This window comes from Vibrio sp. SCSIO 43140, from assembly GCF_023716585.1.
Taxonomy (GTDB): Bacteria; Pseudomonadota; Gammaproteobacteria; order Enterobacterales; family Vibrionaceae; genus Vibrio; species Vibrio maritimus_B.
In genome coordinates, this window is the sequence record NZ_CP071850.1 from 362819 (window position 1) to 379125 (window position 16307).

Below are 16307 nucleotides of genomic sequence, written 5' to 3' on the forward strand. Positions count from 1 at the left end.
AAACTAGCAACGAAATGGGAGAGGTTATGTTTGAACTAATTTTCGTTTTGGTATTTCTTGCAACTCTTGTCATGACAGGCGTTACGTTTGTCACTGTGACAATGGCGATTGTGGTGTCGTTCGCGGTGATGTTTCTGTTGGGCATGGTTGGGGTTGTTTTAAATCTCTTGCCTTACATTATTGCCTTCTTTATAGCGATTTGGATCTATAAAAAGGTAATGGCGCCCACAAATTAACAAACTGATCACAAATAACCCTACAGGGATAAGCACAATTGCTATAGTTATCTATATGACCAAGGGCGTCGGTCATTATAGGATTTCTGGAGGGAGCCATGACAATTACGGAATTGAAGTATTTATTCCATCAAGATTTACTGGCAGAAGCGATCATTGAACCCGCTGAATCCGAAGGCGGTTGGATCGTTGAGTTTCGCCACAAGCAAGGCGGTTTCGTTATGCTGACGGATATTCACGGCGCTGAGTGTCAGTACAATGATCTCGACAAAGCGTCTAAATCCGCGCTAGCCGTCGGCTTCACTGAGGTTCGTATTGAGGCTAAATAGCCTCCCTACCAAACGAACCTCTTCTTCCAAAAAGTTATAAAACATTCATATCTATTCTTTCTTGTTATTAAGGTGGTTGGTTAATCTATCGTCACGCAATGATTAGGGATGTCGTGACAATGTCTTCAAACGTAAAACAGTCGCCGAACGGTAATAACAATTCTCAAGAATTACCAAGCCTAGCTGCTCCACTTAACGATCAGCAGCTATCACAACTACAACAAGCATCAACGAACCTTTCTTCAAACCAGCTTGCATGGGTAAGCGGGTATTTTTGGGGATTGAGCCAGGCGGGTGCACCATCAGCGCTTACTCCAGTTGCCAGCGCAGTAAGTACAGCAGCGGCAGCCGTACCAGCAGGCAAGCTGACCATTATCTTTGCTTCTCAAACAGGTAACGCCAAAGGGGTTGCTGAGGAGCTAAAAGAAGAAGCTTCTGCGCTTGGTATCGATGTTGAGCTATTTGATGCAAGTGACTACAAGGGTAAGAACCTAGCGAAAGAGACACACGTCATCGTTGTTGCTTCTACAAACGGTGAGGGCGAAGCGCCTGACAACGCGATTGAGCTGCATGAGTTCCTTCAATCTAAGAAAGCGCCAAAACTTCCGAACCTTAAGTATGGTGTTATTGGCTTAGGCGATTCTAGCTATGAGTTTTTCTGCCAAACCGGTAAAGATTTTGATGAGTACTTAGGTAAGTTAGGGGCCACCTCATTTATAGATCGTATCGACTGTGACGTTGATTACGATGCGCCAGCAGGTGAGTGGCGAGCGAAAGCTCTAGAGGTCATTAAAGAAGATCTTGCCTCTCAAGCGGCAGATGTTGTGACACTGCCTGTTGCCGCAGCCGCTGCCACGGTTAACTACACCAAGAAAAATCCATATACCGCAACACTACTGACTAGCCAAAAGATCACGGGTCGTGATTCTGGTAAAGACGTTCGCCATATCGAGATTGATCTTGAAGGCTCTGGCCTCACTTACAAGCCAGGCGATGCGTTGGGTGTGTGGTTCGAGAACAGCAGTGAGCTGGTGGATGCACTTCTTGCTCAGGTTGGTCTATCAGGTATTGAAAGTGTGGATGTCGATGGGCAGAGCCTATCTTTACGCTCTGCGCTGATTAAGCACTATGAGATCACTGCGGCAAACCCTCAGCAAGTAGCGCAATACGCGGAGATTTCTGGAAGCAAAAAGCTTGAGAAGCTGGCAGCTGATAAAGACAAACTTCGCGAGTATGCTTCGAATACCCAAGTGATTGATGTCTTTAAAGAGAAGAAAGCAAAACTAGAGGCCGAGCAACTGCTGGGTCTGCTACGCCGTTTAACCCCGCGTCTCTATTCAATTGCATCGAGCCAAGAAGAAGTAGATGAAGAGGTTCATCTAACGGTTGGGCTTGTTGAATATCAAGCGGGCGAGGAAAGCCGATTTGGAGGTGCATCTTACTTCCTATCGCGTGGATTAGAAGAAGGTGGTGAAGTCAAAGTGTTCATTGAGCATAACAGTAACTTCAAGCTACCAGAAAATGGTGACACGCCAGTGATTATGGTGGGCCCAGGTACGGGTATTGCGCCATTTAGAAGCTTCATTCAAGAGCGTGATAACCAGGGCGACACTGGCAAAAACTGGTTGTTCTTTGGCGACCGCACGTTTACTCAAGATTTCCTATATCAAGTGGAATGGCAAAAGTACCTGAAGTCAGGTGTGCTAAACCGGTTGGATGTGGCCTTTAGTCGTGACCAACACGAGAAGGTGTATGTTCAGCATCGATTGCTAGAGCAAGGTGAGCAGGTATGGCAATGGTTACAGGAAGGTGCCCACATTTATGTATGTGGAGATGCCAACCATATGGCCAAAGATGTTCACAATGCCCTGATTGAGATCGTTAAGGTGCATGGTGGAAAAGAAGCTGACCAGGCAGAAGAATTTGTCAACGAACTAAGAAAAGCAAAACGTTATCAGAAGGATGTGTACTAATGAGCAAGCAATCAGCCACTATTCAAGAAGTGTTGGGTGAAGAGTTGGGGCCGTTGTCTGATAACGAGCGTCTAAAAGGGCAGAGTAACCTACTGCGCGGAACCATTGAGAACGATCTGCAAGATCGCATAACAGGTGGATTTACCGCTGATAACTTCCAGCTCATTCGTTTCCACGGTATGTATCAGCAAGATGACCGTGATATCCGTAACGAGCGAGCTAAGCAAAAACTAGAACCTCTACACAACGTAATGCTTCGCGCGCGTATGCCGGGCGGTATTATCACGCCTAAGCAATGGTTAGCTATCGACAAGTTTGCGACTGATCATTCGTTGTATGGAAGTATTCGTTTAACGACGCGTCAAACGTTCCAGTTTCATGGTGTGCTGAAGCCAAACATCAAGCTAATGCACCAAACGCTGAACTCTATCGGTATTGATTCTATTGCGACAGCCGGTGACGTGAACCGTAACGTGCTATGTACGACTAACCCTGTGGAATCAGAGCTACATCAAGAAGCCTATGAGTGGGCGAAAAAGATCAGTGAGCATTTGCTTCCGAAAACCAAAGCGTATGCAGAGATTTGGCTTGATGGTGAGAAAGTAGAATCTACTGCATCAGAAGGTAAGGAAGAAGACGAACCTATTCTGGGTAAAAACTACTTACCACGTAAGTTCAAAACGACAGTCGTGATCCCACCACAAAATGATGTAGACGTGCACGCCAATGATCTGAACTTCGTAGCGATCGCTGATAACGGCAAGCTGGTGGGTTTCAACGTTCTTGTTGGTGGCGGCCTTGCAATGACTCACGGTGATACGTCTACGTACCCAAGACGTGCCGATGACTTTGGTTTTGTTCCTCTGGAGAAAACACTAGATGTAGCAGCAGCGGTTGTGACAACTCAGCGTGACTGGGGTAACCGTTCAAATCGTAAGAATGCCAAGACTAAGTACACATTAGACCGCGTTGGTATTGATGTATTTAAAGCAGAAGTTGAAAAACGTGCGGGCATTAGCTTCGAGCAAAGCCGTCCTTACGAGTTTACTGAGCGTGGCGACAGAATTGGTTGGGTTGAGGGTATCGATGGTAAATACCACTTAGCGCTATTCATTGAGAATGGTCGACTGCTTGACTTCCCAGGTAAGCCTCTTAAAACCGGTGTTGCTGAGATCGCTAAGATCCACAAAGGCGACTTCAGGATGACGGCAAACCAAAACCTGATTGTCGCTAAGGTATCTAAGTCAAATAAGGCGAAGATTGAGAAGATCGCTCGTGAACATGGTCTGATGGACGATGCGGTATCTGAGCAGCGCAAAAACTCGATGGCTTGTGTGGCTTTCCCAACTTGTCCTCTTGCAATGGCAGAAGCGGAACGTTTCCTACCAAGCTTTGTTACTGATGTAGAGAGTATTTTGGATAAACACCAGATCCCAAGTGATGAGAGCATCATCTTGAGGATCACCGGCTGTCCAAATGGTTGTGGTCGAGCGATGTTGGCTGAAATTGGTTTGGTTGGTAAAGCACCAGGTCGATACAACCTGCACTTAGGCGGCAACAAAGCAGGTACACGTGTACCTAAGATGTACAAAGAGAACATTACGGATACGCAAATCCTAGAAGAGATTGATGCTTTAGTAGGTCAATGGGCGGAGCAGCGTAATGAAGGTGAAGCATTTGGTGACTTCGTTATCCGCGCTGGGATTATAGAAGAGGTCAAAGTATCGAAAAGGGACTTCTATGCCTAGAGACGTTATTTCCCAGAAACAAGCAGCTAAACAAGGCTCAGTTAGCGAAAGCGTGCAAGGTCAGACAAAAGCGCTAGAGCTTCAAGAACTGTTGTCACTGACTAAAACCGAGCAGATTTTAAAGCTAGCAGAGCTAAATGGTCAGCTTGAGCTATTGAGTGCGAAGCAGAGAGTTGAGTGGGCGCTAGAGAATTTGCCAGGTGGGCATATCCTAAGTTCAAGCTTCGGAGTTCAGGCGGCGGTTATGCTTCACTTAGTGACAAGTGTAAAAGCGGACGTTCCGGTAGTGCTTACCGATACTGGGTATCTATTTCCGGAAACTTATCAGTTTATAGATGAGCTTCAGAAACAGTTAGATCTGAACCTACATATCTATAAAGCGAACATCTCGCCAGCTTGGCAAGAGGCTCGCTACGGTAAGTTATGGGAAAAAGGGCTCGATGGACTTAAACAATACAACCAGCTTAATAAAGTAGAGCCAATGAAAAGGGCACTCGAAGAGTTGGATGTTCACACTTGGTTTTCTGGCCTAAGACGTGAGCAGTCAGAGAGTCGAGCTAACTTGCCGGTACTGGCGATTCAAAATGGCCGTTTTAAGTTCTTGCCAATCATCGATTGGAACAACGAACAAGTTGATAGCTATATAGAAGAGCATGGTTTGAGTTACCACCCTCTTAAAGAAGCGGGTTACCTATCTTTAGGTGATACTCACTCTACAGTGAAGTGGGAACCAGGTATGAAAGAAGAGGAAACTCGCTTTAATGGTCTAAAACGTGAGTGTGGTTTACACGAAGACGACGGTGAGGCAGACGGTTCTGGTATTTAACCGCTATTCACATCATTACAAAAAGGAGGGCTTTGCCCTCCTTTTTTAATAACTCTGTGGATAACTTGTAGTCATTGCTAGGATAAAGTTGAATAAATAAGGCTTTGAATGAAAAAGACGCGGTTAGGCGTTATTTTTGTATTTTTTCTAAAAAAAGGCTTGCTAATGTGATGAGGCTCTCTATAATGCGCTTCCACTGACACGGCAGAGCCCACAAGGGTTCGAGGCGATAGTCAGTAAGGCATTCAGCTTACAAGATGGTCTTCTAGTTAGATTTGAAAAAATCAAAAATAATTAGAAAAAAGTGTTTGACACTGAGAATCATCTCGCTAGAATAGCCGCCTCTTCAAACGAAACGCAGCAGCGAGCAGTTGAAGAGATGTTCTTTAAAAATATAGACCTATCAATCTGTGTGGGCACTCGTTGATGATAATCAAATTAGATACCTCGGTATCAAATTAGGTTTTCAATGAACTGAGTGACCAATCAAGTCGAAAGACTTGGCACAGTCAATTCATTATCGTTCTGTTGGAACGATAATAGCTTTAGATTACTAAGGTAGTTTAAAGTCAGTATTCATTGAGCCGACAAAATCTTAAATTGAAGAGTTTGATCATGGCTCAGATTGAACGCTGGCGGCAGGCCTAACACATGCAAGTCGAGCGGAAACGAGTTAACTGAACCTTCGGGGAACGTTAACGGCGTCGAGCGGCGGACGGGTGAGTAATGCCTGGGAAATTGCCCTGATGTGGGGGATAACCATTGGAAACGATGGCTAATACCGCATAATAGCTTCGGCTCAAAGAGGGGGACCTTCGGGCCTCTCGCGTCAGGATATGCCCAGGTGGGATTAGCTAGTTGGTGAGGTAATGGCTCACCAAGGCGACGATCCCTAGCTGGTCTGAGAGGATGATCAGCCACACTGGAACTGAGACACGGTCCAGACTCCTACGGGAGGCAGCAGTGGGGAATATTGCACAATGGGCGCAAGCCTGATGCAGCCATGCCGCGTGTGTGAAGAAGGCCTTCGGGTTGTAAAGCACTTTCAGTCGTGAGGAAGGCGGTGTAGTTAATAGCTGCATCGTTTGACGTTAGCGACAGAAGAAGCACCGGCTAACTCCGTGCCAGCAGCCGCGGTAATACGGAGGGTGCGAGCGTTAATCGGAATTACTGGGCGTAAAGCGCATGCAGGTGGTTAGTTAAGTCAGATGTGAAAGCCCGGGGCTCAACCTCGGAACTGCATTTGAAACTGGCTGACTAGAGTACTGTAGAGGGGGGTAGAATTTCAGGTGTAGCGGTGAAATGCGTAGAGATCTGAAGGAATACCGGTGGCGAAGGCGGCCCCCTGGACAGATACTGACACTCAGATGCGAAAGCGTGGGGAGCAAACAGGATTAGATACCCTGGTAGTCCACGCCGTAAACGATGTCTACTTGGAGGTTGTGGCCTTGAGCCGTGGCTTTCGGAGCTAACGCGTTAAGTAGACCGCCTGGGGAGTACGGTCGCAAGATTAAAACTCAAATGAATTGACGGGGGCCCGCACAAGCGGTGGAGCATGTGGTTTAATTCGATGCAACGCGAAGAACCTTACCTACTCTTGACATCCAGAGAACTTAGCAGAGATGCTTTGGTGCCTTCGGGAACTCTGAGACAGGTGCTGCATGGCTGTCGTCAGCTCGTGTTGTGAAATGTTGGGTTAAGTCCCGCAACGAGCGCAACCCTTATCCTTGTTTGCCAGCACTTCGGGTGGGAACTCCAGGGAGACTGCCGGTGATAAACCGGAGGAAGGTGGGGACGACGTCAAGTCATCATGGCCCTTACGAGTAGGGCTACACACGTGCTACAATGGCGCATACAGAGGGCGGCCAACTTGCGAAAGTGAGCGAATCCCAAAAAGTGCGTCGTAGTCCGGATTGGAGTCTGCAACTCGACTCCATGAAGTCGGAATCGCTAGTAATCGTGGATCAGAATGCCACGGTGAATACGTTCCCGGGCCTTGTACACACCGCCCGTCACACCATGGGAGTGGGCTGCAAAAGAAGTGGGTAGTTTAACCTTCGGGAGGACGCTCACCACTTTGTGGTTCATGACTGGGGTGAAGTCGTAACAAGGTAGCCCTAGGGGAACCTGGGGCTGGATCACCTCCTTATACGAATAGATTATTGCGATGAGTGTTCACACAGATTGATTGGTTTTTATTAATAAAGACGAAAGAGCTTTAATTAATGTTTAGTCATTGATTAAAGCTTTTTGCTTTAAGCTCTTTAACAATTTGGAAAGCTGACGAATAAGAATTGATTATTCTTATTCAATTAAAAGTTCTCAAATCCTAGATGATTTAATCATTTAGGTACCAACACACATTCAAGTGTTCTTGGGAATCACGAAAGTGATTCATATTTGAGTCCGGCAAAATCGAGTCTGCATCATGTATAAAAATGCAGACAACTTTGGTTGTTTGACCGTTTGCTTTCACTTTTTAAAAGTGAAGACAAATAGAAAGACCCTTTGGGGTTGTATGGTTAAGTGACTAAGCGTACACGGTGGATGCCTTGGCAGTCAGAGGCGATGAAAGGCGTAATAACTTGCGATAAGCTCAGATTAGGTAGTAATAACCTGTGAGTCTGAGATCCCTGAATGGGGAAACCCACCTGCATAAGTAGGTATCGCTGAGTGAATACATAGCTCAGCGAGGCGAACCGGGGGAACTGAAACATCTAAGTACCCCGAGGAAGAGAAATCAACCGAGATTCCGAAAGTAGCGGCGAGCGAAATTGGATTAGCCCTTAAGCTTTTAATGAGACAGGTGAAGGCTCTGGAAAGTGCCGCGATACAGGGTGATAGCCCCGTAACCGACATCTCATCATCAGTGAAATCGAGTAGGGCGGGACACGTGATATCCTGTCTGAATATGGGGGGACCATCCTCCAAGGCTAAATACTACTGACTGACCGATAGTGAACCAGTACCGTGAGGGAAAGGCGAAAAGAACCCCTGTGAGGGGAGTGAAATAGAACCTGAAACCGTGTACGTACAAGCAGTAGGAGCACCTTCGTGGTGTGACTGCGTACCTTTTGTATAATGGGTCAGCGACTTATATTCAGTGGCAAGGTTAACCGTTTAGGGGAGCCGTAGGGAAACCGAGTCTTAACTGGGCGTTCAGTCTCTGGATATAGACCCGAAACCAGGTGATCTAGCCATGGGCAGGTTGAAGGTTGAGTAACATCAACTGGAGGACCGAACCGACTAATGTTGAAAAATTAGCGGATGACTTGTGGCTAGGGGTGAAAGGCCAATCAAACCTGGAGATAGCTGGTTCTCCCCGAAATCTATTTAGGTAGAGCCTCGGACGAATACTACTGGGGGTAGAGCACTGTTAAGGCTAGGGGGTCATCCCGACTTACCAACCCTTTGCAAACTCCGAATACCAGTAAGTACTATCCGGGAGACACACGGCGGGTGCTAACGTCCGTCGTGGAGAGGGAAACAACCCAGACCGCCAGCTAAGGTCCCAAATTATAGCTAAGTGGGAAACGATGTGGGAAGGCTTAGACAGCTAGGATGTTGGCTTAGAAGCAGCCATCATTTAAAGAAAGCGTAATAGCTCACTAGTCGAGTCGGCCTGCGCGGAAGATGTAACGGGGCTAAGCTATAAACCGAAGCTGCGGCAATATACTTTGTATATTGGGTAGGGGAGCGTTCTGTAAGCCGTTGAAGGTGGACTGTAAGGTCTGCTGGAGGTATCAGAAGTGCGAATGCTGACATGAGTAACGATAAAGGGGGTGAAAAACCTCCTCGCCGGAAGACCAAGGGTTCCTGTCCAACGTTAATCGGGGCAGGGTGAGTCGACCCCTAAGGCGAGGCCGAAAGGCGTAGTCGATGGGAAACGGGTTAATATTCCCGTACTTCTTACAATTGCGATGGGGGGACGGAGAAGGCTAGGTGGGCCTGGCGACGGTTGTCCAGGTTCAAGTGCGTAGGCTTGAGAGTTAGGTAAATCCGGCTCTCTTTAAGGCTGAGACACGATGTCGAGCTACTACGGTAGTGAAGTCATTGATGCCATGCTTCCAGGAAAAGCCTCTAAGCTTCAGATTGTAAGGAATCGTACCCCAAACCGACACAGGTGGTCGGGTAGAGAATACCAAGGCGCTTGAGAGAACTCGGGTGAAGGAACTAGGCAAAATGGTACCGTAACTTCGGGAGAAGGTACGCTCCTCGCGGTGAAGTCCCTTGCGGATGGAGCTATGGGGAGTCGCAGATACCAGGTGGCTGCAACTGTTTATTAAAAACACAGCACTGTGCAAAATCGTAAGATGACGTATACGGTGTGACGCCTGCCCGGTGCCGGAAGGTTAATTGATGGGGTTAGACTTCGGTCGAAGCTCTTGATCGAAGCCCCGGTAAACGGCGGCCGTAACTATAACGGTCCTAAGGTAGCGAAATTCCTTGTCGGGTAAGTTCCGACCTGCACGAATGGCGTAATGATGGCCACGCTGTCTCCACCCGAGACTCAGTGAAATTGAAATCGCTGTGAAGATGCAGTGTACCCGCGGCTAGACGGAAAGACCCCGTGAACCTTTACTACAGCTTGGCACTGAACATTGACCCTACATGTGTAGGATAGGTGGGAGGCTTTGAAACTAGTACGCCAGTATTAGTGGAGCCGTCCTTGAAATACCACCCTTGTAGTGTTGATGTTCTAACGTCGGCCCCTTATCGGGGCTGCGGACAGTGCCTGGTGGGTAGTTTGACTGGGGCGGTCTCCTCCCAAAGAGTAACGGAGGAGCACGAAGGTGGGCTAATCACGGTTGGACATCGTGAGGTTAGTGCAATGGCATAAGCCCGCTTGACTGCGAGAATGACAATTCGAGCAGGTGCGAAAGCAGGTCATAGTGATCCGGTGGTTCTGAATGGAAGGGCCATCGCTCAACGGATAAAAGGTACTCCGGGGATAACAGGCTGATACCGCCCAAGAGTTCATATCGACGGCGGTGTTTGGCACCTCGATGTCGGCTCATCACATCCTGGGGCTGAAGTCGGTCCCAAGGGTATGGCTGTTCGCCATTTAAAGTGGTACGCGAGCTGGGTTTAGAACGTCGTGAGACAGTTCGGTCCCTATCTGCCGTGGGCGTTGGAAGATTGAAGGGGGCTGCTCCTAGTACGAGAGGACCGGAGTGGACGAACCTCTGGTGTTCGGGTTGTCATGCCAATGGCATTGCCCGGTAGCTAAGTTCGGAATCGATAACCGCTGAAAGCATCTAAGCGGGAAGCGAGCCCTGAGATGAGTCTTCCCTGGCACTTTAAGTGTCCTAAAGGGTTGTTCGAGACTAGAACGTTGATAGGCAGGGTGTGTAAGCGTTGTGAGGCGTTGAGCTAACCTGTACTAATTGCCCGTGAGGCTTAACCATACAACACCCAAAGGGTTTTGATGGACTCAAAGCAAGAACAAATTGAATGTGTATGAGAACACATTAACAGCTTTCCGAATTTATTGTTTTCAGATTTTCAGAAAATCTGAAGGCAAAACAGAATTTGCTTGGCGACCATAGCGTTGTGGACCCACCTGACTCCATGCCGAACTCAGAAGTGAAACGCAATAGCGCCGATGGTAGTGTGGGGCTTCCCCATGTGAGAGTAGGACATCGCCAGGCTTTAATTTCGACTTGTCTTTAAGTAGACGGGTCACCATAAAGTTTTAAGCATTTTTGCTTTTAGATTTTTCTAAAATCTAATGAAAAAAGTTTAGAGTTTTATGTTGACTTTCAAAGTAGAAAGCGTATTATACGCGTCCTGCTTAAGTGCTAAGGCACTGAAAGCTCTCTCTTTTTAGAGAATTGCTCTTTAACAATATAAACCTATCAATCTGTGTGGGCACTCGTTGATGATAATCAAATTAGAAGCTTAGGCTTCAAATTAGGTTTTCAATGAACTGAGTGACCAATCAAGTCGAAAGACTTGGCACAGTCAATTCATTATCGTTCTGTTGGAACGATAATAGCTTTAGATTACTAAGGTAGTTTAAAGTCAGTATTCATTGAGCCGACAAAATCTTAAATTGAAGAGTTTGATCATGGCTCAGATTGAACGCTGGCGGCAGGCCTAACACATGCAAGTCGAGCGGAAACGAGTTAACTGAACCTTCGGGGAACGTTAACGGCGTCGAGCGGCGGACGGGTGAGTAATGCCTGGGAAATTGCCCTGATGTGGGGGATAACCATTGGAAACGATGGCTAATACCGCATAATAGCTTCGGCTCAAAGAGGGGGACCTTCGGGCCTCTCGCGTCAGGATATGCCCAGGTGGGATTAGCTAGTTGGTGAGGTAATGGCTCACCAAGGCGACGATCCCTAGCTGGTCTGAGAGGATGATCAGCCACACTGGAACTGAGACACGGTCCAGACTCCTACGGGAGGCAGCAGTGGGGAATATTGCACAATGGGCGCAAGCCTGATGCAGCCATGCCGCGTGTGTGAAGAAGGCCTTCGGGTTGTAAAGCACTTTCAGTCGTGAGGAAGGCGGTGTAGTTAATAGCTGCATCGTTTGACGTTAGCGACAGAAGAAGCACCGGCTAACTCCGTGCCAGCAGCCGCGGTAATACGGAGGGTGCGAGCGTTAATCGGAATTACTGGGCGTAAAGCGCATGCAGGTGGTTAGTTAAGTCAGATGTGAAAGCCCGGGGCTCAACCTCGGAACTGCATTTGAAACTGGCTGACTAGAGTACTGTAGAGGGGGGTAGAATTTCAGGTGTAGCGGTGAAATGCGTAGAGATCTGAAGGAATACCGGTGGCGAAGGCGGCCCCCTGGACAGATACTGACACTCAGATGCGAAAGCGTGGGGAGCAAACAGGATTAGATACCCTGGTAGTCCACGCCGTAAACGATGTCTACTTGGAGGTTGTGGCCTTGAGCCGTGGCTTTCGGAGCTAACGCGTTAAGTAGACCGCCTGGGGAGTACGGTCGCAAGATTAAAACTCAAATGAATTGACGGGGGCCCGCACAAGCGGTGGAGCATGTGGTTTAATTCGATGCAACGCGAAGAACCTTACCTACTCTTGACATCCAGAGAACTTAGCAGAGATGCTTTGGTGCCTTCGGGAACTCTGAGACAGGTGCTGCATGGCTGTCGTCAGCTCGTGTTGTGAAATGTTGGGTTAAGTCCCGCAACGAGCGCAACCCTTATCCTTGTTTGCCAGCACTTCGGGTGGGAACTCCAGGGAGACTGCCGGTGATAAACCGGAGGAAGGTGGGGACGACGTCAAGTCATCATGGCCCTTACGAGTAGGGCTACACACGTGCTACAATGGCGCATACAGAGGGCAGCCAACTTGCGAAAGTGAGCGAATCCCAAAAAGTGCGTCGTAGTCCGGATTGGAGTCTGCAACTCGACTCCATGAAGTCGGAATCGCTAGTAATCGTGGATCAGAATGCCACGGTGAATACGTTCCCGGGCCTTGTACACACCGCCCGTCACACCATGGGAGTGGGCTGCAAAAGAAGTGGGTAGTTTAACCTTCGGGAGGACGCTCACCACTTTGTGGTTCATGACTGGGGTGAAGTCGTAACAAGGTAGCCCTAGGGGAACCTGGGGCTGGATCACCTCCTTATACGAAAGATTATTGCGATGAGTGTTCACACAGATTGATACGGTTTATGAATTAAAGACGATGCTTGGGTCTGTAGCTCAGGTGGTTAGAGCGTTCGCCTGATAAGCGAGAGGTCGGTGGTTCAAGTCCACTCAGACCCACCAATCTTCCTCCCAGATGATTGGCGGTAAGCATCAAACACTGATGGGGCTATAGCTCAGCTGGGAGAGCGCCTGCCTTGCACGCAGGAGGTCTGCGGTTCGATCCCGCATAGCTCCACCATCTTTAAGTGTTTTCTCTTTGAGAATATTTAAAAATGGTTTCTTTCTTTAAATAGAAAGCAAATCTCGTTCTTTAAAAATTTGGAAAGCTGACGAATAAGAATTGATTATTCTTATTCAATTAAAAGTTCTCAAATCCTAGATGATTTAATCATTTAGGTACCAACACACATTCAAGTGTTCTTGGGAATCACGAAAGTGATTCATATTTGAGTCCGGCAAAATCGAGTCTGCACATGTATAAAAATGCAGACAACTTTGGTTGTTTGACCGTTTGCTTTCACTTTTTAAAAGTGAAGACAAATAGAAAGACCCTTTGGGGTTGTATGGTTAAGTGACTAAGCGTACACGGTGGATGCCTTGGCAGTCAGAGGCGATGAAAGGCGTAATAACTTGCGATAAGCCCAGATTAGGTAGTAATAACCTGTGAGTCTGGGATTCCTGAATGGGGAAACCCACCTACATAAGTAGGTATCGCTGAGTGAATACATAGCTCAGCGAGGCGAACCGGGGGAACTGAAACATCTAAGTACCCCGAGGAAGAGAAATCAACCGAGATTCCGAAAGTAGCGGCGAGCGAAATTGGATTAGCCCTTAAGCTTTTAATGAGACAGGTGAAGGCTCTGGAAAGTGCCGCGATACAGGGTGATAGCCCCGTAACCGACATCTCATCATCAGTGAAATCGAGTAGGGCGGGACACGTGATATCCTGTCTGAATATGGGGGGACCATCCTCCAAGGCTAAATACTACTGACTGACCGATAGTGAACCAGTACCGTGAGGGAAAGGCGAAAAGAACCCCTGTGAGGGGAGTGAAATAGAACCTGAAACCGTGTACGTACAAGCAGTAGGAGCACCTTCGTGGTGTGACTGCGTACCTTTTGTATAATGGGTCAGCGACTTATATTCAGTGGCAAGGTTAACCGTTTAGGGGAGCCGTAGGGAAACCGAGTCTTAACTGGGCGTTCAGTCTCTGGATATAGACCCGAAACCAGGTGATCTAGCCATGGGCAGGTTGAAGGTTGAGTAACATCAACTGGAGGACCGAACCGACTAATGTTGAAAAATTAGCGGATGACTTGTGGCTAGGGGTGAAAGGCCAATCAAACCTGGAGATAGCTGGTTCTCCCCGAAATCTATTTAGGTAGAGCCTCGGACGAATACTACTGGGGGTAGAGCACTGTTAAGGCTAGGGGGTCATCCCGACTTACCAACCCTTTGCAAACTCCGAATACCAGTAAGTACTATCCGGGAGACACACGGCGGGTGCTAACGTCCGTCGTGGAGAGGGAAACAACCCAGACCGCCAGCTAAGGTCCCAAATTATAGCTAAGTGGGAAACGATGTGGGAAGGCTTAGACAGCTAGGATGTTGGCTTAGAAGCAGCCATCATTTAAAGAAAGCGTAATAGCTCACTAGTCGAGTCGGCCTGCGCGGAAGATGTAACGGGGCTAAGCTATAAACCGAAGCTGCGGCAATATACTTTGTATATTGGGTAGGGGAGCGTTCTGTAAGCCGTTGAAGGTGGATTGTAAGGTCTGCTGGAGGTATCAGAAGTGCGAATGCTGACATGAGTAACGATAAAGGGGGTGAAAAACCTCCTCGCCGGAAGACCAAGGGTTCCTGTCCAACGTTAATCGGGGCAGGGTGAGTCGACCCCTAAGGCGAGGCCGAAAGGCGTAGTCGATGGGAAACGGGTTAATATTCCCGTACTTCTTACAATTGCGATGGGGGGACGGAGAAGGCTAGGTGGGCCTGGCGACGGTTGTCCAGGTTCAAGTGCGTAGGCTTAAGAGTTAGGTAAATCCGGCTCTTTTTAAGGCTGAGACACGATGTCGAGCTACTACGGTAGTGAAGTCATTGATGCCATGCTTCCAGGAAAAGCCTCTAAGCTTCAGATTGTAAGGAATCGTACCCCAAACCGACACAGGTGGTCGGGTAGAGAATACCAAGGCGCTTGAGAGAACTCGGGTGAAGGAACTAGGCAAAATGGTACCGTAACTTCGGGAGAAGGTACGCTCCTCGCGGTGAAGTCCCTTGCGGATGGAGCTATGGGGAGTCGCAGATACCAGGTGGCTGCAACTGTTTATTAAAAACACAGCACTGTGCAAAATCGTAAGATGACGTATACGGTGTGACGCCTGCCCGGTGCCGGAAGGTTAATTGATGGGGTTAGACTTCGGTCGAAGCTCTTGATCGAAGCCCCGGTAAACGGCGGCCGTAACTATAACGGTCCTAAGGTAGCGAAATTCCTTGTCGGGTAAGTTCCGACCTGCACGAATGGCGTAATGATGGCCACGCTGTCTCCACCCGAGACTCAGTGAAATTGAAATCGCTGTGAAGATGCAGTGTACCCGCGGCTAGACGGAAAGACCCCGTGAACCTTTACTACAGCTTGGCACTGAACATTGACCCTACATGTGTAGGATAGGTGGGAGGCTTTGAAACTAGTACGCCAGTATTAGTGGAGCCGTCCTTGAAATACCACCCTTGTAGTGTTGATGTTCTAACGTCGGCCCCTTATCGGGGCTGCGGACAGTGCCTGGTGGGTAGTTTGACTGGGGCGGTCTCCTCCCAAAGAGTAACGGAGGAGCACGAAGGTGGGCTAATCACGGTTGGACATCGTGAGGTTAGTGCAATGGCATAAGCCCGCTTGACTGCGAGAATGACAATTCGAGCAGGTGCGAAAGCAGGTCATAGTGATCCGGTGGTTCTGAATGGAAGGGCCATCGCTCAACGGATAAAAGGTACTCCGGGGATAACAGGCTGATACCGCCCAAGAGTTCATATCGACGGCGGTGTTTGGCACCTCGATGTCGGCTCATCACATCCTGGGGCTGAAGTCGGTCCCAAGGGTATGGCTGTTCGCCATTTAAAGTGGTACGCGAGCTGGGTTTAGAACGTCGTGAGACAGTTCGGTCCCTATCTGCCGTGGGCGTTGGAAGATTGAAGGGGGCTGCTCCTAGTACGAGAGGACCGGAGTGGACGAACCTCTGGTGTTCGGGTTGTGTCGCCAGACGCATTGCCCGGTAGCTAAGTTCGGAATCGATAACCGCTGAAAGCATCTAAGCGGGAAGCGAGCCCTGAGATGAGTCTTCCCTGGCGCTTTAAGCGTCCTAAAGGGTTGTTCGAGACTAGAACGTTGATAGGCAGGGTGTGTAAGCGTTGTGAGGCGTTGAGCTAACCTGTACTAATTGCCCGTGAGGCTTAACCATACAACACCCAAAGGGTTTTGATGGACTCAAAGTAAGAACTTTGAATGTGTATTTAGACTTTTAAAATCAGTTTTCCAGATTTATTGCCTTCAGATTTTCAGAAAATCTGAAGGCA

The 16307-nt window shown here is 48.3% G+C and carries 5 protein-coding genes, 2 tRNA genes and 5 rRNA genes; all 12 read left to right on the forward strand.

The features are described from left to right. Positions 1-26: 26 nt before the first annotated feature. The 12 genes from J4N45_RS01925 to J4N45_RS01980 all read left to right on the forward strand — a co-directional run bounded on the left by J4N45_RS01925 (position 27) and on the right by J4N45_RS01980 (position 16192). Complete coding sequence (locus J4N45_RS01925) at positions 27-236, forward strand: envelope stress response protein PspG (RefSeq protein ID WP_252013281.1); 210 nt, start codon at positions 27-29, stop codon at positions 234-236. Between the two features lie 98 nt (positions 237-334). Then, complete coding sequence (locus J4N45_RS01930; RefSeq protein WP_042478735.1) at positions 335-565, forward strand: hypothetical protein; 231 nt, start codon at positions 335-337, stop codon at positions 563-565. Positions 566-663: 98 nt separating this feature from the next. After that, positions 664-2538 carry an assimilatory sulfite reductase (NADPH) flavoprotein subunit gene (locus J4N45_RS01935; RefSeq protein ID WP_503055668.1) on the forward strand — a complete coding sequence of 625 codons (1875 nt, stop codon included), beginning with the start codon at positions 664-666 and terminating at the stop codon, positions 2536-2538. Then, positions 2538-4286, forward strand: a complete 1749-nt coding sequence (gene cysI, locus J4N45_RS01940; RefSeq protein ID WP_252013305.1) for an assimilatory sulfite reductase (NADPH) hemoprotein subunit — start codon at positions 2538-2540, stop codon at positions 4284-4286. The genes J4N45_RS01935 and cysI overlap by 1 nt, the downstream gene beginning before the upstream one ends. Continuing rightward, positions 4279-5112 carry a phosphoadenylyl-sulfate reductase gene (locus J4N45_RS01945; protein WP_252013307.1) on the forward strand — a complete coding sequence of 278 codons (834 nt, stop codon included), beginning with the start codon at positions 4279-4281 and terminating at the stop codon, positions 5110-5112. The genes cysI and J4N45_RS01945 overlap by 8 nt, the downstream gene beginning before the upstream one ends. Positions 5113-5709: 597 nt before the next feature. Then, positions 5710-7261: ribosomal RNA gene (locus tag J4N45_RS01950) — 16S ribosomal RNA — on the forward strand. Between the two features lie 371 nt (positions 7262-7632). Continuing rightward, positions 7633-10520, forward strand: a 23S ribosomal RNA gene (locus tag J4N45_RS01955). 127 nt (positions 10521-10647) lie between these two features. Beyond that, positions 10648-10763, forward strand: a 5S ribosomal RNA gene (rrf, locus tag J4N45_RS01960). A gap of 401 nt (positions 10764-11164) precedes the next feature. Continuing rightward, positions 11165-12716 (forward strand): 16S ribosomal RNA (locus J4N45_RS01965). 66 nt (positions 12717-12782) lie between these two features. Next, a tRNA-Ile gene (locus J4N45_RS01970) sits at positions 12783-12859 on the forward strand. A gap of 42 nt (positions 12860-12901) precedes the next feature. Then, positions 12902-12977 (forward strand) — tRNA-Ala (locus J4N45_RS01975). Positions 12978-13304: 327 nt separating this feature from the next. Continuing rightward, positions 13305-16192: ribosomal RNA gene (locus J4N45_RS01980) — 23S ribosomal RNA — on the forward strand. The 16S, 23S and 5S rRNA genes sit together here with 2 tRNA genes alongside, the layout of an rRNA operon. Positions 16193-16307 lie beyond the last annotated feature (115 nt).

Excerpts from the sequence above, each read along its gene's own strand:
- J4N45_RS01945 (WP_252013307.1), top strand. The coding sequence starts at position 4,279 with ATGCCTAGAGACGTTATTTCCCAGAAACAAGCAGCTAAACAAGGCTCA.
- J4N45_RS01930 (WP_042478735.1), top strand. The coding sequence starts at position 335 with ATGACAATTACGGAATTGAAGTATTTATTCCATCAAGATTTACTGGCA.
- J4N45_RS01935 (WP_503055668.1), top strand. The coding sequence starts at position 664 with ATGATTAGGGATGTCGTGACAATGTCTTCAAACGTAAAACAGTCGCCG.
- cysI (WP_252013305.1), top strand. The coding sequence starts at position 2,538 with ATGAGCAAGCAATCAGCCACTATTCAAGAAGTGTTGGGTGAAGAGTTG.
- J4N45_RS01925 (WP_252013281.1), top strand. The coding sequence starts at position 27 with ATGTTTGAACTAATTTTCGTTTTGGTATTTCTTGCAACTCTTGTCATG.